At 71.2% G+C, this 22,387-nt stretch carries 15 protein-coding genes and 2 pseudogenes; 10 read left to right on the top strand and 7 right to left on the bottom strand.

The features are described 5' to 3' along the window. Nucleotide 1 precedes the first annotated feature (1 nt). Together xseA and LHJ74_RS19025 are read left to right on the top strand one after the other, a co-directional pair. The gene (gene xseA / locus LHJ74_RS19030; protein ID WP_260219278.1) at nt 2-1,258 is read left to right on the top strand and encodes an exodeoxyribonuclease VII large subunit; all 1,257 of its coding nucleotides are present in this window, start codon (nt 2-4) and stop codon (nt 1,256-1,258) included. A gap of 57 nt (nt 1,259-1,315) precedes the next feature. Then, on the top strand, nt 1,316-1,603 hold the full coding sequence (locus tag LHJ74_RS19025; RefSeq protein ID WP_260219277.1) for an exodeoxyribonuclease VII small subunit: 288 nt from the start codon (nt 1,316-1,318) through the stop codon (nt 1,601-1,603). Nucleotides 1,604-1,662: 59 nt separating this feature from the next. On the opposite strand, the gene LHJ74_RS19020 is transcribed toward LHJ74_RS19025, so the two are convergent. Further along, nucleotides 1,663-2,271 (bottom strand): DUF4245 domain-containing protein, encoded by a 609-nt coding sequence (locus LHJ74_RS19020; protein ID WP_260219276.1) that lies wholly within the window; start codon nt 2,269-2,271, stop codon nt 1,663-1,665. 165 nt (nt 2,272-2,436) lie between these two features. On the opposite strand from LHJ74_RS19020, the gene glpX reads away from it, so the two are divergent. From glpX to LHJ74_RS18995, 5 genes and pseudogenes are all read left to right on the top strand, one after another. Continuing rightward, nucleotides 2,437-3,468, top strand: coding sequence for a class II fructose-bisphosphatase (gene glpX, locus LHJ74_RS19015; RefSeq protein WP_260219275.1), 1,032 nt, complete (start codon nt 2,437-2,439; stop codon nt 3,466-3,468). 122 nt (nt 3,469-3,590) lie between these two features. Next, the gene (locus tag LHJ74_RS19010; protein ID WP_260219274.1) at nt 3,591-4,343 is read left to right on the top strand and encodes a GntR family transcriptional regulator; all 753 of its coding nucleotides are present in this window, start codon (nt 3,591-3,593) and stop codon (nt 4,341-4,343) included. A gap of 150 nt (nt 4,344-4,493) precedes the next feature. Further along, nucleotides 4,494-4,631 (top strand): annotated as a pseudogene (locus tag LHJ74_RS34470) (SPOR domain-containing protein); the annotation flags it as partial. Nucleotides 4,632-4,859: 228 nt separating this feature from the next. Beyond that, on the top strand, nt 4,860-7,436 hold the full coding sequence (locus LHJ74_RS19000) for a SpoIIE family protein phosphatase (RefSeq protein WP_260219272.1): 2,577 nt from the start codon (nt 4,860-4,862) through the stop codon (nt 7,434-7,436). Nucleotides 7,437-7,656: 220 nt separating this feature from the next. Continuing rightward, a pseudogene (locus tag LHJ74_RS18995) lies at nt 7,657-9,411 on the top strand (ATP-binding SpoIIE family protein phosphatase); the annotation flags it as partial. A gap of 57 nt (nt 9,412-9,468) precedes the next feature. On the opposite strand, the gene LHJ74_RS18990 reads toward LHJ74_RS18995, so the two are convergent. The 6 genes from LHJ74_RS18990 to LHJ74_RS18965 all read right to left on the bottom strand — a co-directional run bounded on the left by LHJ74_RS18990 (nt 9,469) and on the right by LHJ74_RS18965 (nt 16,535). Next, nucleotides 9,469-11,169: a serine/threonine-protein kinase gene (locus LHJ74_RS18990; RefSeq protein ID WP_260219271.1), complete on the bottom strand. Its 1,701-nt coding sequence runs from the start codon at nt 11,167-11,169 to the stop codon at nt 9,469-9,471. Nucleotides 11,170-11,292: 123 nt separating this feature from the next. Beyond that, nucleotides 11,293-12,309 (bottom strand): formylglycine-generating enzyme family protein, encoded by a 1,017-nt coding sequence (locus tag LHJ74_RS18985; protein WP_260219270.1) that lies wholly within the window; start codon nt 12,307-12,309, stop codon nt 11,293-11,295. A 149-nt stretch (nt 12,310-12,458) separates the two neighbouring features. Then, entirely contained in the window at nt 12,459-13,259 is an 801-nt protein-coding gene (locus tag LHJ74_RS18980; protein ID WP_260219269.1) for a succinate dehydrogenase/fumarate reductase iron-sulfur subunit, read from the bottom strand. Then, nucleotides 13,256-15,190 (bottom strand): fumarate reductase/succinate dehydrogenase flavoprotein subunit, encoded by a 1,935-nt coding sequence (locus tag LHJ74_RS18975; RefSeq protein ID WP_260219268.1) that lies wholly within the window; start codon nt 15,188-15,190, stop codon nt 13,256-13,258. Before LHJ74_RS18975 ends, LHJ74_RS18980 begins: the two co-directional genes overlap by 4 nt. 81 nt (nt 15,191-15,271) lie before the next feature. Further along, a complete protein-coding gene (gene sdhC, locus LHJ74_RS18970; RefSeq protein WP_260219381.1) occupies nt 15,272-16,030 on the bottom strand; it encodes a succinate dehydrogenase subunit SdhC in 759 nt (252 codons plus the stop codon). 208 nt (nt 16,031-16,238) lie between these two features. Next, the gene (locus tag LHJ74_RS18965) at nt 16,239-16,535 is read right to left on the bottom strand and encodes an Rv0250c family protein (protein ID WP_260219267.1); all 297 of its coding nucleotides are present in this window, start codon (nt 16,533-16,535) and stop codon (nt 16,239-16,241) included. A gap of 185 nt (nt 16,536-16,720) precedes the next feature. Here LHJ74_RS18965 and LHJ74_RS18960 point away from each other — a divergent pair, with 185 nt between their 5' ends. The 3 genes from LHJ74_RS18960 to typA all read left to right on the top strand — a co-directional run bounded on the left by LHJ74_RS18960 (nt 16,721) and on the right by typA (nt 22,250). Then, nucleotides 16,721-17,572, top strand: a complete 852-nt coding sequence (locus LHJ74_RS18960) for an SAM-dependent methyltransferase (protein WP_375546774.1) — start codon at nt 16,721-16,723, stop codon at nt 17,570-17,572. Between the two features lie 201 nt (nt 17,573-17,773). Beyond that, nucleotides 17,774-20,194, top strand: a complete 2,421-nt coding sequence (locus tag LHJ74_RS18955; RefSeq protein ID WP_260219265.1) for an ABC transporter family substrate-binding protein — start codon at nt 17,774-17,776, stop codon at nt 20,192-20,194. A gap of 172 nt (nt 20,195-20,366) precedes the next feature. Continuing rightward, entirely contained in the window at nt 20,367-22,250 is a 1,884-nt protein-coding gene (gene typA, locus LHJ74_RS18950) for a translational GTPase TypA (protein WP_260219264.1), read from the top strand. Nucleotides 22,251-22,387: the final 137 nt, after the last annotated feature.

The raw sequence follows: 22,387 nt of genomic DNA, 5'->3' as shown, positions 1-22,387 counted from the left end.
GATGGCTTTGCACACGACAGCAGAGGCGCCGATCCCCGTCGGCAAGGTCTCGCAGCTCATCGGCGAGTGGATCAACCGGCTCGGCACGGTCTGGACGGAGGGCCAGATCACCCAGCTGAACAGACGCTCCGCCAAGAGCTGGGTCTATCTGACGCTGCGCGATCCCTCGCAGGAGATCTCCATCGACGTCGTCTGCCCGCCGGACGTCTTCGCGGCCGTGGCCGACGTCGTGACGCAGGGCGCCCGGGTCGTCGTGTGTGCCAAGCCCTCCTGGTACGCGCCGCGCGGCAGCCTCTCGCTCCGTGCCCGGGAGATACGCCCGGTGGGTGTGGGCGAGCTGCTCGTACGGCTGGAGCGGCTGAAGCGCGCGCTGGAGGCCGAGGGCCTGTTCGACGCCGCCCGCAAGAGGCCGCTGCCCTTCCTGCCGCGGTGCGTCGGCCTGGTGACGGGCCGCGCCTCGGACGCCGAGCGGGACGTCCTGCGTAACGCCACGCTGCGCTGGCCCGCCGTCCGCTTCGAGGTGCGGCAGGTCGCGGTGCAGGGGGTGCAGGCGGTGCCGCAGGTGACCGGAGCGGTCCGGGAGCTGGACGAGCACCCGGACGTCGACCTGATCATCGTGGCCCGCGGCGGCGGCAGCCTGGAGGATCTGCTGCCGTTCTCGGACGAGGGACTGGTGCGCGCCGTGGCGGCCTGCCGTACGCCGGTGGTCTCCGCGATCGGGCACGAGCGGGACGCTCCGCTGCTCGACCACGTGGCAGACCTGCGCGCCTCGACCCCCACCGACGCGGCGAAGCGGACGGTGCCGGACGTGGGGGAGGAGTACGAGCGGGTGCGGGCGCTGCGGGAGCGCTCCTGGCGGGTGATGACCGGCTTGCTGGAGCGGGAGAAGCGGGCGCTGCGGGAGGTGCGCAGCCGCCCCGCGCTGGCGGATCCGCACCGGGCGATCACGGACCGGCAGGCGGACGTCGACTTCCTGGCGGGGCGCGCCCGCCGTACGTTCGGGCACCGGCTGGACCGAGCGGAGGACGATCTTGTGCACACCCGGGCCCGGGTCCTCGCGCTGTCGCCCGCGGCGACGCTGGAGCGGGGGTACGCGGTGCTGCAGCGGGCTGACGGCGCGGTGATCCGCAAGCCCTCGGACGCCGAGCCGGGCCGGCGGCTGCGGGCGCGGGTGGCCGAGGGCGAGTTCGGGGTGACTGTCGACGGGCCTGTCGACGGGCCTGCCGAGGGAGCGGCGAAGGGGGCTGCCGAGGAGTGACCGGCGAGGAGGCGACCGCCCGAGGGAGCTGTCAGTCCGGGCGCTTAGCCTGGGGGGATGACGACGGATGAAGCTTCTGGGGGCACGGGGTCGGCTCAGTCCACGCTGACTTACGAGCAGGCGCGGGGCGAGCTGGTCGAGGTGGTGCAGCGGCTGGAAGCGGGCGGCACGACACTTGAGGAGTCGCTGGCTCTGTGGGAGCGGGGCGAGGAACTGGCCCGGATCTGCGGGGAGCGGCTGGAGGGGGCGCGGGCGCGGCTGGACGCGGTGCTGGAGGCGGCCGCCGGTGGCGAAGGCGGAGCTGACGAGGGGAACGGCGGCGAGGGGGCGGACGCCCCGGAGTGAGGCCGCCGAGTGGGGCGGCCGCAGGTTTCCGGGCGGTCAGGCCTGGGTTTCCCGGGCCGTCAGACCTGCTCGCCGGTGGTCCCCTCGGCCGAGGGCTCACCCGGCCCGTCGGCCGACGGTTCCGCTTCCGGCCCGGTCCGCTCGGCCTTGAGGGCGGAGGCCATCTGCTTCAGCTGCCCGAAGCCGGCGGTCCCGGTGACCACGGTCGTCACCTCGGACTCCGTGCGCACCAGGGCGTCGTACTTGTCGCCCTCGTAGCGAGTCCACTCGACGCCGTCGATCCGTACCGACTTCCCCGTCTTCGTCGCGCCCTGAGTGACGTCCTTGACGAAGGGCTTCGGCCGGCCGTTGCTCTGCTCCACCGCCACGTACTCCTCGTCGGGGCTGATGAAGCCCAGGTGCCACGCGGCCTCTTTCTTCCCGGTGGGCTCATAGTCGACCGAGGTCGCACGCCACCGTTTCGAGAGGCCCTCCGGGGCGGCCACCGGGTACGGCGCCCCGCGCTGTGCCGTGCTCAGCTCGACCTGGTAGTTCACGGTGCGCACCGGGTCCTTGCCCTCGTCGTGAGGGATGAACAGGTAGGCGACTCCGGCGGCGAGGCCGATCACAGCGAGCGAGAGCACCATGTCCCGTACCGTCTGCGCTCCGCGCTTCTTGTCTGCTGCCACACGCTCATTCTTCCTCAAGGCATCGGGCGGGCTGACTGAGGGGGTAGGTGGCCCGGTCAGGCGACCGCTCAAACGTGGGGCGCACTGCTCATTCTTTCGAAGTCTCGATAGAGTCATGGGTACCCTCACCCAGCGCGGCCGTCGCCGTACAGAAAGGTGTGTCCCGTGACTGACCACCATCTTCCCCCTCCGCTCGAGGTCAGCCCGGAGGCGCCGGACCGCAACCTCGCACTGGAACTCGTCCGGGTCACCGAGGCCGGGGCCATGGCCTCGGGCCGCTGGGTGGGACGCGGCGACAAGAACGGCGCGGACGGCGCCGCCGTCAAAGCGATGCGCACCCTGGTCTCGACCGTCTCGATGAACGGCGTCGTCGTCATCGGCGAGGGCGAGAAGGACGAGGCGCCGATGCTCTTCAACGGCGAGCGCGTCGGGGACGGCACGGGCGCCGAGTGTGATGTCGCCGTCGACCCGGTGGACGGCACCACGCTGACCGCGAAGGGCATGGCCAACGCCGTCTCCGTGCTGGCGGTGGCGGAGCGCGGCGCGATGTTCGACCCGTCGGCGGTCTTCTACATGGACAAACTGGTCACCGGGCCCGAGGCCGCCGAGTTCGTCGACATCGACGCGCCCGCCTCGGTCAACGTGCGGCGGGTGGCGAAGGCCAAGGGCCGCGCGCCGGAGGACGTCACCGTGGTGGTGCTGGACAGGCCCCGGCACGAGGGCATCGTCAAGGAGATCCGGGAGGCGGGCGCCCGTATCAAGTTCATCACGGACGGCGACGTCGCGGGCGCGATCATGGCGGTACGCGAGGGGACGGGCGTCGATCTGCTGCTGGGCATCGGCGGCACCCCGGAGGGCATCATCACCGCCTGTGCGATCAAGTGCCTCGGCGGCACGCTCCAGGGCAAGCTGTGGCCCAAGGACGAGGCGGAGCGGCAGCGGGCGCTGGACGCCGGGCACGACCTGGACCGGGTACTGGAGATCACCGACCTGGTCGGCGGGGAGAACGTCTTCTTCGTGGCCACCGGCATCACCGACGGCGACCTGTTGCGGGGTGTGCGCTACGGCCCCGAGACCGCCCACACGCAGTCGCTCGTGATGCGCTCCAAGTCGGGCACGATCCGCCAGATCGACTCCACTCACCAGCTGTCCAAGCTGCGCGCGTACAGCGCCGTGGACTTCGACCGCGCCCGCTGACGGCCCACCCGACGGGCTCTGAGCAGTGACTCATCACTTCGGGTGAATGGTTGGCCGAGTATTGCGCTCAACACGTACGGTTGCCAAGCTGTTGCAGACGGTCAACCTATTGGGAGGGGCTTGTGTCCTTCGGTGAGCAGCCCGCGTATCTGCGTGTGGCCGGCGATCTGCGCCAGAAGATCGCCGACGGCAAGTTGGCGCCGCATACCCGCCTTCCTTCCCAGGCACGCATCCGCGAGGAGTACGGCGTCTCGGACACCGTCGCCCTGGAGGCGCGCAAGGTGCTGATGGCCGAGGGCCTGGTCGAGGGCCGCTCGGGGTCGGGCACCTATGTGCGGGAGCAGCGGCTCCGCCGCCGTGTCGTCCGTACGGGTTACCGCGCGCTGGGTGATGCCAGCTCCTTCCGGCAGGAGCAGGCCGACGAGCGGGTCAAGGGCACCTGGGAGTCGTGCAGCGACCAGGAGCCCGCCTCGGCGGAGACGGCCGTCCGGCTGCGGCTGGAGCCCGGCGCCAAGGTGATGCGCACCCGGTACGTCTACCGGTGGGACGGCGAGCCGTCGATGATCTCCACCTCCTGGGAGCCGCTGTCCCTCACGGGGCGCACCCCGGTGATGCTGCCGGAGGAGGGGCCGCTGGCGGGTCAGGGGGTGGTGGAGCGGATGGCTGCCATCGGTCTGGTGGTGGACAACGTCGTGGAGGAGGTCGGCTCCCGGCCGGGCCTGGCCGAGGAGACGATGGTCATAGGCGGGGTGCCGGGGCACGCCGTGCTGGTCGTGGAGCGTACGTACTTCGCGGGCGGGCAGCCGGTCGAGACGGCGGACGTGGTGGTGGCTGCGGACCGCTTCCGATACGCCTACCACCTGCCGGTGAGATAGCCGCGCGGCGGCGCGCACGGGCGGGCTGGTGCGCCGGTGGGCAACACGCCTGGCCCCGTGGGGCTGGCGGGGCGAACAGTTGGCCGAAAATAATTGCCCTTTGTGCAAAGATGAATGCGCTGCGTGAGTCTCCCGCGTAAGCTCCGGCATATGCGAAGTGTGAGCGGCGACAGCAATGCCGTGCTGCCCTGGCTCCTCATACGCCAGGACGGCCACGGGAATCGCTACCGCGTAGGAAGCTTTGCCACCCGGGTCGAGGCGCAGCAGATCGCGGACCGGCTCGGTGGCGGCAGCGGCAGTGGTGGCAGCAGCGGGCAGGGAAGCGGTTACGGCGGAGGCGGAGGCGGGCGCGGTGACTCCGGCCGCGCCGGCGGCACTGACAGCTATCTGGTCGAGTGCCGGGCGCCGGAGGAAGGCGCACGCGGCTGACGCCGTGCAGAATCGGGTATGTAGGCATTAGTCCTACTTGGCAGGGTGTTTCGGCCAGGTATGTACCCGAGCAGGGACGTGGGCGGCGTGGCAGAGACCGCTGGACCGGAGGGCGGTGCGCCGCGCACCGCCAAAGACTCCGACGGGCCTTCGGGCCCCCCTTCCCTCTCCCGGACCGAAGCGGTCTCCTCCCTGCTCGCCACCCTGCACGTCGGCCTGGTCATCCTCGACGCCCGGGGCAAGGTGCTGCTCTGGAGCCCGGCCGCCGAGGAGGTACTCGGCTGGCCGCCGAGCCGCCTCGCCGGGCGCCACATCGACAGCCTGCTGGAAGACACGGCCAGGGAGAGCGCCGACGCCCAGGCGGGCCGGATCTACGACGTGCTGCGCCGCGACCACAACTGGCACGGCATTCTGCGCGCCCGCCATCTCGACGGCCACTCCGTCGAGATCGAGTGCCGTGCCTCGCTGGTCTCCGACGGCGAGGGCACCAGGTACATCGTCGCCAGCCTTGCCGAGGTCAACGCCCTGCGCGCGGTCGATCACGATCTCGCCGCGCTGCACGCCCTCTTCGGCTCCAGCCCGCTCGGCATCGGCCTCTACGACACCGACCAGAAGTTCGTCCGCGTCAACGAGGCGCTGGCCAGGCTGAACGGTCTGCCCGCGCGCGATCACCGCGGCCGCACCGTCCACGACATACTGCCGCCCGATCTGGCGGCGGAGATGTACGAACTGCAGGCCGGCGTGCTGCGGACGGGCCGGAGCGTCCTCGACGTGATCATCCCCTCCCCGGACGGCGCCGGCGCCCGTTCCGTCTCGTACAGCAGGCTGACGGACGACTTCGGGAACGTCCTCGGGCTGAGCTCCGTCGTCATGGACGTCTCGGAGCGCCGGGACGCCCTGCAGAAACTCGAGGCCGCGCGGCAGCGGCTCATGCTTCTCGACCGGGTGGGCGTCGCCCTCGGTGACATCCTCGACGTACGCCGTATCGCGCAGGCCTTCGCCACCGCGCTGGTGCCGCGGTTCGCCGACTACTCCGGGGTGATGCTGGTCAGCTCCCTCCTCCAGGGAACCGAACTGCCGGACGCCGACGGGCTGCTGGCCCAGCCGCTGCTGCAACTCGGTGTCGACGCCAAGGACCGCGGCCCGGCCGTCAAGCGGATGCTGCGGGTCGGACAGGACATCGCCTTCGAGGCCGGTTCCCCCTTCGGCCGGACGCTCGCCACCGGAATCCCTCATCTGATCAGCTCGCAGGATGAGTTGAAGGCCGCCACCTATCCCGGTGACCCCAAGGTGCAGGCCGCCCTCGACCTCGGCGTCCACTCCCTGATGGTGGTGGCGCTGCGCGCCCGGGGCATCGTGCTCGGCCTGCTCGTGATCAGCCGCGCCGAGGGCCGGGACCCCTTCGACCAGGACGACCTCACCCTCGCCATGGAACTGGCCGACCGTGCCGGCACGTCCCTCGACAACGCCCGCCTCTACGCCCGGGAGCGCGAGGCAGCCCTGATGCTCCAGCGCAGCCTGCTGCCCCAGCACGTCCCCTCACCCCCCGGCGTCAGCCTCGCCTACCGCTATGTGCCGGGCAGCACCGGAGCCGAGGTGGGCGGCGACTGGTTCGACGTCATCCAGTTGGCGGGCGGCCGGGTCGCCTTCGTCGTCGGCGACGTGATGGGCCACGGGCTGCGCGCCGCGGCGACAATGGGGCGCCTGCGCACCGCTGTTCGTACGCTGGCCGGGCTCGACATGCCCCCCGACCAGCTGCTGCGCCGGGTCAACGACCTCGCCGACGACCTCGCGCTGGGGCCCGACGACCCACTCATGGCCACCTGCCTCTACATCGTCTACGACCCTTCGACCCGCTGCTGCACGCTTGCCAAGGCGGGCCATCTGCCGCCGCTGCTGCTGGTGCCGGACACCGATGCGGGGAACTGGCGGGGCACCGCGCTCGACCTGCCCTCCGGCGCGCCGCTGGGGGTGGGCGGTGTCGACTTCGAGGCGCGGGAACTGGAGGTCACCGAGGGTTCCGTTCTGGTGCTCTACACGGACGGGCTGGTGGAGAGCCGTAGCGAGGCCATCACCGACGGCGTGGACCGGCTGCTCACCCTGCTGGTCGGCGAGTTGGCGGAGCACTCGCTCGAAGACGCCTGCGACGCCGCCGTGGCCGCCCCCGGAGCCCCGCTCGCTGCTTCCTCCACCGGTGCCGCGCACCCGATCCAGTCGGCCCAGTCCCCGCACCCGGTCCTCGCCGCCGATGACGCCGCGCTCCTGGTGGTCCGGCTCGGCGGTCTCCCCGAGGGCAGTGCCGCCTCCTGGACTTTCACCGCCGAGCCGTACGCGGTGCGGCGTACCCGGCTCGCCGTACGGGAGACCCTCGTCGACTGGGAACTCGAAGGCCTCATCGACGAAACCCTGCTCCTCGTGAGCGAACTGGTGACCAACTCGTTGCGCTACGCACACGGACCGATCGGCGTCCGCATGGTGCGCGGCAGCTCACTCCTCGTCGAAGTTTCCGATCCGCTGCCCGACCCGCCGCGCCCGCGCGACGCCACCGAAGAGGACGAAGGGGGACGCGGCATACAGATGGTCGCCCGTCAGTCCCGCCGCTGGGGGACGCGGCACGGGCCCTTGGGAAAAACTGTCTGGTTCGAGTTGGCACTCCCTGGTTAGGAGAGAGATGAACCCTGGTGGGACGGCAGGGGAAAGGCACGGAGGTGTGGCAGCGCGCGATTTCTCCCTTGACCGGGAGAAATCGTGCAGTGATCGGGAAGGGCATGTTCCGCAGGCCGCGGGCCTGCGACACTGCCTTTGACCGGCAGACACACCGGTAGCGGAAGGGGCGGCATTGAGTGATATCCCAGTCGAGGCAGCCGGCAAGCCGGACGACGTGCGCCGGGCGCTCGCGCTGCTCAACGCGGCGGGCGCCCGGATCGGGAACTCCCTCGACCTGGAGACCACAGCCCGTGAGCTGCTGGATGTCGCCGTGCCGCAGTTCTGTGATCTCGCCTCCGTCGACCTCTACCAGGATGTGCTGGCGGGCGACGAGCCGCATCCCGCGGGCCCCGGTGACAGCGAGCTGCGCCGGGTCGCGTTCGCCAGTTCCGTGTCCGACGCCCCCGTCTCGCCGACCACGGGTGAGTCGTACGAGGTGAGCCCCGTGGCCGTGGGTGCCACGCACTGCTACGCCGTGCAGTCGCCGGCCGCGGAGGCGCTGCGTACGGCGCAGGTGCAGCACGACAGGGGCCGGGACGCCTCGGTGCCACCCGAGCTCGGCGCGATAGTGCAGTCCACCCTCTATGTGCCGATGGTCGCCAGAGAGCGCGTGCTCGGGCTCGCGCAGTTCTCCCGGGCCAAGGGAAGCCAGCCGTTCGGTGAGCGGGACGCCGCGCTGGCAGCCGAGCTTGCCGCCCGCGCCGCCGTGTGTGTCGACAACGCCCGGCTGTACCGCCGCGAGCACGAGCGCGCGCTGATCCTCCAGCGCAGCCTGCTGCCGCCCGGCGACCCCGAGGCGTCGGGGCTGGACATCGCCTGCCGCTATCTGCCCGGCACGAAGGCGACCGAGGTCGGCGGCGACTGGTTCGATGTCATCGGCCTGCCCGGCCACCGAACCGCCCTCGTCGTCGGCGACGTGATGGGCCGCGGGCTGCGGGCCGCCGTCGCGATGGGCGAACTGCGCACCGCCGTACGCACCCTCGCCCTGCTCGACCTCGAACCGGCCGAGGTGCTCTCCGCGCTGGACGAGATCGCGCTCGGCCTCGGCGCGCCCCCGGGCGAACGCGGCGGGCGCCAGGCCCGCTCCCAGCGCGCCGGCTCCGAGGATCTCGCCGAGGTGTATCTGGCCACCTGCGCGTACGCCGTGTACGACCCGGTCACCCGCCGCTGCGTCTTCGCCAACGCGGGTCACCTTCCGCCCATTCTGCGCGAAACGGATGAAAGGGCGCTGCTGTTGGAGGTGCCTCGCGGGGTGCCGCTCGGAGTGGGCGGCGAGCCCTTCGAGCAGATCGAGGTCGAACTGCCGGACGGCGCACTGCTCGCCCTCTACACCGACGGGCTCGTCGAGTCGCGGGACCACCCGCTCGACGAAGGGCTCAACGCCTTCCGTACGGCACTGACGGAAGCGCCGCAGGCACTGGAGGACGTCGCGGACCGGGTGCTGGACACCCTCAACGTCCACCACGGCGAGGACGACATCGCGCTGCTGGTGGCCCGGGTGCACGGACTGAGCCAGGACGCGGTGGGGGACTGGCGGCTGCCGGCCGACCCGCGCTCCGTCTCGCGCGCCAGAGAGCTGGCCTGCCGCCAGCTGGCCGACTGGGACCTGCCCGGCCTGGTGGACACCACGGAGCTGCTCGTCAGCGAGCTGGTGACCAACGCGCTGCGGCACGGTGAGGGCGAGATACGGCTGCGGCTGCTGCTCGACCGTACGCTCGTGTGCGAGGTCTGGGACGCGGGGCTGGTCCACCCGCGCCGCCGCCGTGCCCGCGCGACGGACGAGGGCGGGCGGGGGCTCCAGCTGGTCGGGCTGCTCAGCTCCGGCTGGGGGAGCAGGCGGACACCGCAGGGCAAGACGGTGTGGTTCGAACTGCCGCTGCCGAACGGGACGAAGCCGCCGGACTCGGCGGAGGCACTGCTCGACATGTTCTGAGCGGCGCATGTACGGAGCGGGGGCCGCGCGCCCGGCTGCCCCGGCCGTCGGGCCGGCTCAGGGGCCGACCGCGTCCTCGCCGAGCAGGTAGCGGGTACGCCCCTTGTGGTCGGTGCTGGGCCGGTAGCCCGCGGTCAGCAGCCGCGCGGCCGCCGTCCTCTTCCGTCGCCTGAGCCACATCAGCACGCCGACGCTGAACAGAGCGTAGAGGACGACACTGCCCGCGGTGGCGGCCCACGTTATGCCGAACCCTCCCATGAGGACCAGGACCAGCAGCGTCAGCCGCCGGACGTGCCCGCCCATGCTGTCCAGCGTGAGCCGTGCCCGCAGTTCCTTCTTCGTGGCGGGCGCCTGCTGCGGCGCGCGGTCCGTCACGCGGTGCAGGATCAGGGTCGGCGGCTTGGTCAGGCTCGCCGAGGAGTCCGCGTAGCCGTAACCGTGTTCTTCGGCGATCACGACGAGCCGGGCGAACTTGGCCGCGGTCCCGTTCCAGGCGGACACGGAGACCGTGTCGAGGCCGTCGGTGATCTGCGCGAGCATTTCCGCGGTGAGCTTGTCGGCGTCGGCGGCCTTTGTGGTGGGGCCGTGCGGCTCGCGGGCGCCGCCGCCGCCGGCGGCGGCGGTGTAGGCGGGGGGCGGGCCGAAGCTGCCGCCGGACGGCTGCGGCGTCTGCTCGCCGGACGGGACGCGCAGCGGCACCGTGCCGTCGTCGGACCGCTGCGGGGGCTGCTGCTGCGCGCGCTCGGCGGACAGCTGCGGCTGCGGTTCCGGTTCGGCCGGTTCGGCCGGTTCGGCCGCAGCAGGTGCGGCGGCCGGGATCTCCGCGTCGAGCAACTGGGCCGCGTGCCTGCCCAGCGTGGCGACCAGATCGCCCGGCAGCCACGGTTCCTGCGGGGCGTCCGCCGCTCCCGTGCCGGCGGCGCCCATACCGGCGGAGTGCTCGGCTGCGCCGATCCGCCGCAGGATCTCGTCCACCGACGGGCGGTCCTCCGGCTCCTTGGCCAGACAGCTGGCCACCAGCTCCCGCAGACTCTCCGGTAGGCCGGTCAGATCCGGTTCCTCCTGGACGATGCGGTACATCAAGGTGTGCCCGGCGGTGTTCATGGAGCCGAAGGGCGTCCGCTTCGTCGCGGCGAACGCCAGCACGGAGCCGAGGCAGAAGACGTCGCTGGCCGGGGTGACCCGTACGCCGACCACCTGCTCCGGTGACATGAAGCCCGGTGAGCCCACCACCGTGCCGGTCCGTGTCATCAGGCCGTCCGCGAGGGTCTCCAGCGCGCGGGCGATACCGAAGTCGATGACCCGGGGGCCGTCGATGGTGATCATGATGTTGGAGGGCTTGAGGTCGCGGTGGATCAGTCCGACGCCGTGGATCGCGCGCAGCGCCAGCGTCAGCCGGTCGGCGAGGATGAGCAGGGTGCGCTCCGGCAGCGGCCAGGACCGTTCCGCCACCACTTCGTGCAGTGAGGGCCCGGGGATGTAGCCGGTGGCGACCCATGGGCTGGGCGCCTCCGTGTCCGAGTCGAGCACGGGTGCGGTCCAGTCGCCGCCCACCCGCTGTGCCGCCCGGATCTCGCGCGCGAACCGGGTGCGGAACTCGGGCTGGTCGGCCAGCTCTTGGTGCACGAGCTTCACCGCCACCGTGCGCCCGCCTGCGGACCGCGCCAGATACACCCGGCCCATGCCGCCGGCGCCGAGCCTCCACAGCAGCCGATAGTCGCCTACGCGCTCCGGATCCCCGGCTTCCAGGCTCTTCATCTGGCTCTGCGCTCCTCCAGGACGACGGACGACCACCATAGGCGCGCGGACGATCTCCCCGGGCCCAGGGTGCCTCGCGGGGAGTCACAACCGTGTCACAGACTCGCCGGTCCTGGCCGCGCGTCAACGCGCCACTCTGAAGCCGGTGTTGCCGCTGGAGCTGTCCGGCGTGTTGCCCATCCGGGCCGAGGTCCGATAGCGCAGACAGTACGACTCGTGGCACAGGTACGAGCCGCCGCGCAGCGCCCGCCGCGGGTCACTCTGCCGTATGTCACCCGGATCGGCCGCCGCGCCGCCGAAGCGGTCCGCGCACCACTCCCACACGTTGCCGGTCGTGTTGAACAGCCCGTACCCGTTCGGGGGAAAGGCGTCGACGGGGCAGGTGCCCCGGTAGCCGTCGGCGGCGGTGTTGCGGCCGGGGAAGGAACCGCGCCAGATGTTCATCCGGTAGGCGCCGTCCGGTTCGCGCTCCCGCCCCCACGGGTACGGCATCCCGGCGAGCCCGCCACGCGCCGCGTACTCCCACTCCGCCTCCGAGGGAAGCCGCGCCCCGGCCCAGGCGCAGTAGGCGAGCGCGTCCTCGTACGACACATGCACCACCGGATGGTCCGCACGCCCGTGCACGTCCGAGCCCGGGCCCTCGGGGTGTGCCCAGTCCGCGCCGAACACCTGCCGCCACCACGGCGTCCCGACGGCGGCGCGGGTCGGCGGGAAGCCGTCGGGCAGGAAGCCCTCGAAGACGAAGGACCAGCCGAAACGCTCGGCGTCGCTTCGGTGGCCGGTCTCCCGGGCGAAGTGTGCGAACTCGGCGTTGCTCACGGCCGTCGCCGCGATCCCGAAAGGCGCGAGCCGCTCCTGCCGTACGGGCCCTTCGCCGTCCGCCGGATACGGGCTGTCGGCGCAGCCACGCAGGAACGGTCCGCCCGCCAGCTGCCGCCAGCCGCCGTACGGAGCGGCGGCGGCCGACGTGCGTGAGCCGGTCCCGGTGCCCGTGCAGGCCCCCGCCCCGGAACCGCCGCTGGAGCCGCCGCCCAGGCTGCCGGTCCCGGCGTCCCCGGGGGCCGCTGCCGTACGGGCGGGAGCGCAGCACGCGCGGGGCGGCTGGGCGTCCGGGCCCGTGGGCGGTGGTGTGGCGGTCATCTCGCGGCGGGCCTTCCAGGAGGCGGACGCGTCCGGTGGGCCCGGCGCGTCCGCCCATGCTCGGCCCGGCCGGGCGCGGGGGACAAATCCGCACCCGGCCCGTGCCGGCCGACCGCGGCTGCTCCTGCTGAGCCGCGCCGGGCCTGCCCCTACTCCCGGCGCCGGATCTTGTTGCCGAGCCAGACCAGCGGGTCGTACTTGCGGTCCACGGCACGCTCCTTGAGCGGGATCAGCGCATTGTCGGTGATCTTGATGCCCTCGGGGCAGACCTCCGTACAGCACTTGGTGATGTTGCAGTAGCCCAGTCCGTGTTCCTCCTGAGCGCTGGTCTTGCGGTCCAGGCCCTGCTCCTCGGCCGCGTCCAGCGGGTGCATGTCCAGCTCCGCGATCCGCATCAGATAGCGCGGCCCGGCGAAGGCCTCCTTGTTCTCCTCGTGGTCACGGACGACATGGCAGGTGTCCTGGCACAGGAAGCACTCGATGCACTTGCGGAACTCCTGCGAGCGCCCCACGTCCTCCTGCTGCATCCGGTACTCGCCCGGCCCCAGATCGGCGGGCGGCACGAACGACGGGATCTCCCGGGCCTTCGTGTAGTTGAACGACACGTCCGTCACCAGGTCGCGGACGACCGGGAAGGCGCGCAGCGGCGTCACCGTGATGGTGTCCTCGCGGCTGAACACCGACATCCGGGTCATGCACAGCAGCCGCGGATGACCGTTGATCTCCGCGCTGCACGAACCGCACTTCCCGGCCTTGCAGTTCCAGCGCACCGCGAGATCGGGCGTCTGGGTGGCCTGGAGCCGGTGGATGATGTCGAGTACCACCTCGCCCTCGTTGACCTCCACCGTGTAGTCGTCGAGTCCGCCGCCCTCGGCGTCGCCCCGCCAGACCCGGAAGTGCGCGTCGTAACTGCTGCTCACCGCGCTGTTCGCGGCTCCGCTCGTGGTCACTCGGTCGTCAGCTCCTCGTCCGTCAGGTACTTGGTCAGCTCGCCCCGTTCGAAGAGCGCCAGCAGATCCGGCCGGATCGGTGGCATGTCGCGGCGGCTGAGTTCGATCTGGCCGCTCTTCGCGTCCTTCGCGTCCGTCTGGTCGGCGAGGGTGCAGACGAGGTTCGAGCGCCGCCACTCGCGGTCCATCCCCGGATAGTCGTCCCGGGTGTGCCCGCCCCGCGATTCCGTACGGGCCAGGGCCGCGCGTGCCACGCACTCGCTGACGAGCAGCATGTTGCGCAGGTCGATGGCCAGATGCCAGCCCGGGTTGAACTGCCGGTGCCCCTCGACCCCGGCGCGCCGTGCCCGCACCCGCAGCTGGGCCAGCCGCTCCAGCGCCTCCTCCATCTCCTCCTCCCGACGGATGATGCCGACCAGGTCGTTCATGGACTGCTGGAGCTCCTGGTGCACGCTGTACGGGTTCTCCGCGTTGCCTCCCCCCGGGACCTCCTCGGGGGTGAACGGGTACAGCGCCTCGATGGCGGCGGAGTCGATCTGCGCCTCGGTGACGGGCGGACGGTCCGCAGCGCCGCGTGCCGCCGCGTGGCGGGCCGCGTACAGCCCGGCTCGCCGCCCGAAGACCAGCAGGTCGGAGAGGGAGTTGCCGCCCAGCCGGTTGGAGCCGTGCATACCACCGGAGACCTCACCGGCGGCGAACAGCCCGGGGACGCCGACGGCCTCGGCGGTGTCCGGGTCGACCTCGATGCCGCCCATCACGTAATGGCAGGTCGGGCCCACTTCCATGGGCTGTGCGGTGATGTCGACGTCCGCCAGTTCCTTGAACTGGTGGTGCATGGAGGGCAGCCGCCGCTTGATCACCTCGGCGGGCATCCGGGTGGAGACGTCCAGGAAGACGCCGCCGTGGGGTGAGCCGCGGCCCGCCTTCACCTCGGAGTTGATCGCCCGTGCCACCTCGTCGCGGGGCAGCAACTCGGGCGGGCGGCGGTTGTGCTCCGGATCCTCGTACCAGCCGTCGGCCTCCTTCTCGGACTCGGCGTACTTGTCCTTGAAGACCTCGGGCACGTAGTCGAACATGAAGCGTCTGCCGTCGGAGTTGGTGAGCACCCCGCCGTCGCCCCGTACGGACTCGGTCACCAGGATGCCCTTCACCGAGGGCGGCCAGACCATGCCGGTGGGGTGGAACTGGACGAACTCCATGTTGATCAGTGAGGCTCCCGCGAGCAGCGCGAGCGCGTGCCCGTCCCCGGTGTACTCCCAGGAGTTGGAGGTCACCTTGAAGGACTTGCCGATGCCGCCGGTGGCGAGCACGACGGCGGGCGCCTCGAGCACGAAGAAGCGGCCGGATTCCCGCTGGTAGCAGAAGGTGCCGGTGACCTGACCGCCCTCCTCGTCCTTGAGGACCCGGGTGACGGTGCACTCCTGGAACACCTTGAGCCGGGCCTCGTAGTCGCCGTGCTCCCGGAAGTCCTGCTGCTGGAGGGAGACGATCTGCTGTTGCAGGGTGCGGATCAGCTCCAAGCCGGTGCGGTCACCGACATGCGCGAGGCGCGGGTACTCGTGGCCGCCGAAGTTGCGCTGGGAGATCCTCCCGTCCTTCGTACGGTCGAACAGCGCGCCCCAGGTCTCCAGCTCCCACACCCGGTCGGGGGCCTCCTTGGCGTGCAGTTCGGCCATCCGCCACTGGTTGAGGAACTTCCCGCCGCGCATGGTGTCGCGGAAGTGGACCTGCCAGTTGTCGCTCTCGTTCGCGTTGCCCATGCTGGCGGCGATGCCGCCCTCGGCCATCACCGTGTGTGCCTTGCCGAAGAGGGACTTGCAGATCACCGCGGTACGCAGTCCCTGCGCGCGCGCCTCGATGGCGGCGCGCAGACCGGCGCCGCCGGCCCCGACGATGACGACATCCCAATGCTGGCGTTCGACTTGCGTCATTTCTGGTGGATCCCTCTCACATCTTTGAAGCTCGCGTCAGGAGCTCGCGTGTCAGGAGCTGGTGGGCGGGAAGCGCGCGCCTCAGAAGAACTGCGGGTCATCGAACGCCCCGGTGGCCAGCAGGTACACGTACAGATCGGCGAGGGACACGCTGACCAGCGACACCCAGGCGAGCAGCATGTGCCGTCCGGTCAGCTTCCCGACCATCCCCCACAGCCGGTAGCGCACCGGATGCTTGGAGAAGTGCTTGAGCTTGCCGCCGACGATGTGCCGGCAGGAGTGGCAGGAGAGGGTGTACAGCCAGATCAGCACGATGTTCACGAGGAAGACCAGGGTGCCCAGACCCATGTGCCCCCACTCGTAGTCCGCGTTGCGGAAGCCGAGCAGGGTGTCGTACGACAGGATCACCGCGACCAGCACACCGGCGTAGAAGAAGTACCGGTGGATGTTCTGCATGATGAGCGGGAAGCGCGTCTCGCCCGTGTACTTCTTGTGCGGCTCGGCGACCGCACAGGCCGGGGGTGAGGCCCAGAAGCCGCGGTAGTACGCCTTGCGGTAGTAGTAGCAGGTGAGCCGGAAGCCCAGCGGCAGGATCAGGATCAGCAGCGCGGGCGAGAGACCCCACCAGCTGCCGAAGATCTCCCAGTTGGGGCCGCCCTTCATCGGTTCGCAGTTCTGCGCCAGGCAGGGCGAGTAGAACGGCGAGACGTAGGGCGCCTGGTAGTAGTCGGTGTTGGCGAAGGCCCGCCACGTCGCGTAGACGATGAAGGCGAGCAGCCCCAGCGCGGTGGCCGTGGGGGCGAGCCACCAGCGGTCGACGCGCAGATGGGCTTCGGCGATGGAGGCGCGCCCGGCGGAGCGGACGCCGCCGGGCGCGGGGTGGCTGCCCGGGCTGTCCGGGCTGTTTGAGCTGTCGGAGCTGTCCGGCTCCGTGGGCTGTGTGGTGGTGGCCAAGGGTGAACTCCGTCGGAGAAAAGGTCTCGGAGAGAAAGATCGTGGGTGTGCCGTCCCTGGGAGGTGACGTCTCCCGGGACAGCGGAGCCAGACGTCAGGGCGCGTGCCGGTCCTTCGCTCCCAGCCCTTCGTCCTCCGCGTCCGTCCACAGCGAGCTGTCGTAAGGGGTGTCCGGGACGATGACCATCTCCCGGTGCGGTGTGTCGGACGGGCCGGACGCTCCCGGCGCCGAGGCTCTGAGTAGCGCGAGGGATTCCCGCAGATGCTCCGTGTCGCTTCGCATCCGTCGTATCTCCAGACCGCTGCCCACATGAGTCTCCAGGCGGGTCACGCTGCGTGCGAGTTCGTCCAAGCAGCGCTGAACGGTGGTCATTTCATCCTGCAATGACATACTGTGCGACACCTCCGCGAATGGGCGGGTGGTTCGGCTCACGCGGCTGCGAGTGTTTCGCGTCACACTCCCCGTTGTGAAGAGCGCTGCACCGGATTCCCCCGCAGGAGTGCGATTCCACCTCGTGCGGGTGGCTGTCTCGGCGCCGGGCTGACGCCTGACGCCTGAGCCGCGATACTCCCGTCATGCACGCGCGCGGGCCGTGCGGTTGGGGCAGGGGCGGGAGGGTCTCGGTGACAGCGGATTCGTACGACCAGCAGCAGAAGATCGACACGACAGTGCCGCACTCGGCGCGGATCTGGAACTACTGGCTCGGTGGCAGGGACCACTACCTGGTGGACCGTGACGCGGGCGACGCGTACGTCCGGCTCGCGCCGGGGATCGTGGACATCGCGCGGTCCTCACGGCTGTTCCTGCGGCGTGCCGTGCGCCACCTCGTCGGGGAGGTGGGCATCCGCCAGTTCCTCGACATCGGCACCGGCCTGCCCACGGCCGACAGCACGCACGAGGTGGCGCAGCTGCTGGCACCCGAGTGCCGTGTCGTCTACGTCGACAACGACCCCCTGGTCCTCGTGCACGCGCGTGCCCTGCTGACCAGCACCCCCGAGGGTTCGACCACCTACGTCGAGACCGATCTGCACGACCCGGAAGCGATCGTGGCCGAAGCGGCGAAAACCCTCGACTTCGACCAGCCCATCGGGCTGATCATGCTGAACGCCCTCGGGCACGTCGCCGACTACGCGGAGGCGCGGTCGATTGCGGACCGCCTGGTGTCCGCCCTCCCCAGCGGCAGCCATCTGGTGCTCGCCGACGGCACGAACGTCCTGCAGTCCGGTATGGCCGAGGCGCAGCAGCAGTACAACAAAAGCGGCGCGCTTCCCTACGTGCTGCGCACGCCGGAGGAGCTGACCCGGTACTTCGACGGTCTGGAGCTGCTCGAACCGGGCGTCGTCACCCTCCCGCTCTGGCGGCCCGACGAGCCGTCCGCCGCACTCGAGCCGCTGGACGAGGCGGGTGGCGTGGGCCGCAAGAAGTAGAGCGCGGGGCTCGGGAAGATCCTGCACGCCCTGCACGCCGCCCGTCTGCTCCGCGCGGGTGGCGTGCCTGGGCCGTTTCGCCGTGTCGGCGTGCCGTGCGGCGCGGGGTCGCCTTCAGTGGGTGCCATCGAACGATTGATGTGATGAGCCGCAAATGCCGTCGCGGGTGGCGCGGTGGGCGGCCGCCCCCGGAGGTCAGCGATGCCAGCCGTGCCAGCGAAGCCAGTCGTGCCCGCCGTCGGCGGCGGCACTCGCGGACGGCGCCGCGCCGTCGTACTCGCCACCGGACTGCTCCTCCCGCTCGCCGGGTGCACCTCCGATGACGGCGGTGGCGCCCGGGGGGCCAGCGGCGCGGCCCTCGACGTGCCCGCCGCCGCCCGCGCCCGCGTCGCCGACGGCGGCACGCTCCGCTGGGCCGTCGACAAGATGCCCTCCACGCTCAACGCCTTCCAGCCCGACGCGACCGAGGCCACCGCACGTATCGCGGCCGCGACGCTGCCCGCGCTGTTCACGCTCGACGGCAGTGGCCGTCCGCAGCGAAACCCGGCGTATCTGGAGGCCGCCGACCTCACCGAACGCGAACCTCAGCAGACCATCGTCTACACGCTCAACCCGAAGGCACGGTGGAGCGACGGGCGGGCCGTCGGCGCGGCGGACTTCGCGGCCCAGTGGAAGGCGCTCAGCGGTGAGGACAGCGCGTACTGGTCCGCGCGCAACTCCGGATACGAGCGGATCGGCAAGGTCACCAAGGGACCGGAGCCGCATCAGGTAACGGTCACCTTCGAGCAGCCGTACGCCGACTGGAAGTCGCTGTTCACCCCCCTCTACCCGAAGTCGGTGATGGGCAGGGCCAAGACCTTCAACGAGGGCGTACGGGCGGAGCTGCCCGTTTCCGGCGGCCCGTTCCGGATCAAGCGGATCGGGACCGGGGCGGAGACCGCGACGCTGGTCCGCAATCCCCGTTGGTGGGGCTCCCGCGCCAAGCTGGAGCGCATCCGGCTGGTGGCGGTCGCCCCCCAGCGGCGCGAAGCGGCACTCGCGGCGGGCGACCTGGACCTGGCGGCGATCGGCACGGAGGTCGCTGGCCGGATCGAGGCCGCCGGGACCGCGGGACGCGGGGCAGTGCAGGACGGCAAGCGGCGCAAGGACAGCGCGCAGCGGCGCGGGGACACGGCTGGCGCGCCGGTGGACACCGTGGCGCTTCCCCGGACGGGCGTCGTCACCCGCGAGCGGGCGACGGCGGCGATGCGTGCCTGGACCAAGGCGCACAAGCCCAAGAAGTCGCTGCGCGAGGCCGGGGAGCAGCGGGGCACGGCTGCCGACGAGCGCCGCCGGCTGCGCGGCTACTCCGTACGGCGGGCGCTGGACCCCGCCTACACACAGCTCGCGTTGAACGGTGCCTCCGGGCCGCTCGCCGATCAGCGGGTGCGCCGCGCGGTGGCACGCGCCCTCGACCGCGAGGCGCTGGCCCGGCACGCGCTGCGCCCCGCCCGGCTGCCGGAGAAGCCGCTCGGCAGCCACCTGCGGGTACGTGACCAGGAGGGCTACCGGGACCGCAGTGACGCGCTCGGCGGCCACGACGTGGCCTCGGCGCAGTCGCTGCTGGCGGAGGCGGGCTGGAAGGACGCGCCGGTCACCGAGCCGGAGGTGGAGGGGTCGGCGGATGCCAAGACGGACAACCGCGCGCCGCGGGACAACCGCGACCACGGCGGCGACCGCGGCGACGGCGGCGACGGCGTTTCGGTGCAGGGCAAGGCCGCCGCGTCCGGCAGCTCCGGAGGGGACACCCTCGCCGCTCCGGTCACCGCCCGCGAGGCGGCCCGGATCCAGGGCGTGCCGCTGAGCCTCGCTCCGCACACCGCCGACCAGCGTGCCGGGCTGCTCGCCCAGGTCGCCCGCGTGGTGCGCGCCGACGAGGAGACGGCGGAGGGCGACTCGGGAAGCCCGGCCGGGGACGCGGACGGAGACATGGACGCCGACGGCGGCGACCGCGGCAAGCGGAAGGCGCGCACGGCGACCGAGGCCGCCGAGGAGGCGAGGGCCCGGGCCGACGAGCTGCGGCTGCTCTCCAGCGGTCGGGCCGCGGCCGTGCGCACGAAAGAGGGGACGCCCCTCTCGCTGCGCTTCGTGATCCCCTCGGGCCACGGTTCCGAGACGATCCAGCGGAGCGGCGCACGAATCGCCCGCACGCTGAACACGATCGGCATCCGGACGGAGATGACGAAGGTCAAGGACGAGAGCTACTTCCGCGACCACATCGCTTCTGGTGATTTCGATCTCGCCCTGTACTCGTGGCCGGCCAGCGCCTACCCGGCCACCGACGCCCAGCCGATCTTCGCCAAGCCCGTTCCGGCGCCCGACGGCACGCTGCTGGTCGAGCAGAACTACACCAGGGTGGGCACCGACCGCATCGATCAATTGTTCGAAGAGGCAACCGCCGAACTGGACGACAACGCCCGCCGGGAGCTTCTGAGCAGCGCCGATGCCCGAATCTGGGCCGCTGCCGGGTCCATCCCCCTCTATCAGCGCCCCCAACTGGTGGCGGCCGACAAAAAGCTTGTGAACGCCGGCGCCTTCGGCTTCCAGACCCCTCGCTACCAGGACATCGGCTACCGGAAGTAGCGCGGATCAGAGGCGCTGCGAGGGGGTGCGGCACGGCCCGGGGCGGCTCTCGGAGCCTCAGGCCCGTACGATAGGTGTACAGGCCGCGGCGCAGAGCAGGAGATGAGCCCGGCGGGCGCGCGTACCGCACCGGACGCGCCGCCATCCACGATCCCGGGAGAAGCGCCCAAGCATGCCCACGCGTAACGACATTCGTAACGTAGCCATCGTCGCCCATGTCGACCATGGCAAGACGACCCTCGTCGACGCCATGCTGAAGCAGGCGGGCGCCTTCGCGGCACATCAGCTCGAGTCGGTTGACGACCGGATGATGGACTCCAACGACCTGGAGCGCGAGAAGGGCATCACCATTCTCGCGAAGAACACCGCCGTCAAGTACCACCCCAAGGGCGGTGGCGACCCCATCGTCATCAACATCATCGACACCCCCGGCCACGCCGACTTCGGTGGCGAGGTCGAGCGCGGCCTGTCGATGGTCGACGCGGTCGTGCTGCTCGTCGACGCCTCCGAGGGTCCGCTTCCGCAGACGCGCTTCGTGCTCCGCAAGGCGCTCGACGCCCGGCTTCCGGTGATCCTCTGCATCAACAAGACGGACCGTCCGGACTCCCGGATCGCCACCGTCGTCGACGACACCTACGACCTCTTCCTGGACCTGGACGCGGACGAGGAGCAGATCGAGTTTCCCATCGTCTACGCCTGTGCGCGGGACGGCGTCGCCTCGCTCACCCAGCCCGCCGACGGCTCCGTGCCCGCCGACAGCGACAGCCTGGAGCCGTTCTTCACGACCCTGCTCGAGACGGTGCCCGCGCCCGTATACGAGGACGAGGCGCCGCTCCAGGCCCACGTCACCAACCTCGACGCGGACAACTTCCTCGGCCGTATCGCGCTGTGCCGGGTGAAGAACGGCACCCTGAAGAAGGGCCAGACCGTCGCCTGGATGCGCCGGGACGGCAGCGTGCAGAGCGTGCGTCTGACCGAGCTGATGATGACCGAGGCGCTGACCCGCAAGCCCGTCGAGTCGGCGGGGCCGGGCGACATCTGCGCGGTCGCGGGCATTCCGGAGATCATGATCGGCGAGACGCTGGCCGACCCGGAGAACCCGGTCGCGCTGCCGCTGATCACGGTGGACGAGCCCGCGATCTCGATGACCATCGGCACGAACACCTCGCCGCTGGTCGGCAAGGGCAGCACCAAGGGCGGCGTCAAGCACAAGGTCACCGCCCGGCAGGTCAAGGACCGTCTGGACCGGGAGCTGATCGGCAACGTCTCGCTCCGCGTGCTGCCCACCGAGCGTCCGGACGCCTGGGAGGTGCAGGGCCGAGGCGAGCTGGCCCTCGCGATCCTGGTCGAGACGATGCGCCGGGAGGGCTTCGAGCTGACCGTCGGCAAGCCCGAGGTGGTCACCCGGGAGATCGACGGCAAGCTGCACGAGCCGATCGAGCGGATGACGATCGACAGCCCCGAGGAGTACCTCGGCGCCATCACGCAGCTGATGGCGGCCCGCAAGGGCCGGATGGAGACCATGGTCAACCACGGCTCGGGCTGGGTCCGGATGGAGTGGATCGTGCCCGCACGCGGGCTTATCGGCTTCCGTACGGAATTCCTCACGGACACGCGCGGCACCGGCATCGCCCACTCCATCTCCGAGGGCCACGAGCCGTGGTTCGGCGACCTGCGTACCCGCAACAGCGGGTCCCTGGTCTCGGACCGCTCCGGGTCGGCCACGCCCTTCGCCATGATGAACCTCCAGGAGCGCGGCACGATCTTCATCGAGCCGGGCACCGAGGTCTACGAGGGCATGCTGGTCGGTGAGAACTCACGCGCCGACGACATGGACGTGAACATCACCAAGGAAAAGAAGATGACCAACATGCGCGCGGCCGCGGCCGACACCACGGAGAACCTGGTGCCGCCGCGGAAGCTCTCGCTGGAGCAGTCGCTGGAGTTCTGCCGCGAGGACGAGTGCATCGAGGTGACCCCGGAGACCGTTCGCATCCGCAAGGTCGTGCTGGACCAGCGGGAGCGCGGGCGTGCGGCGTCCCGCGCCAAGCGGTAACGCCTTCGCCGGCTCAGAGGCCCGCCGACGGCCACCACGCAGGGGCGGCAACCTCCCGGAGGGTGCCGCCCCTGCGGCATGTCTGGCATACGGGGGTTTCTCGCCGTGGTTCGGAGCGGATGGGGCCGGACAATCCT

It is taken from the genome of Streptomyces gossypii (genome assembly GCF_025165795.1).
Lineage (GTDB): Bacteria > Actinomycetota > Actinomycetes > Streptomycetales > Streptomycetaceae > Streptomyces > Streptomyces gossypii.
This window is presented reverse-complemented; position numbering and strand designations above follow the sequence as displayed.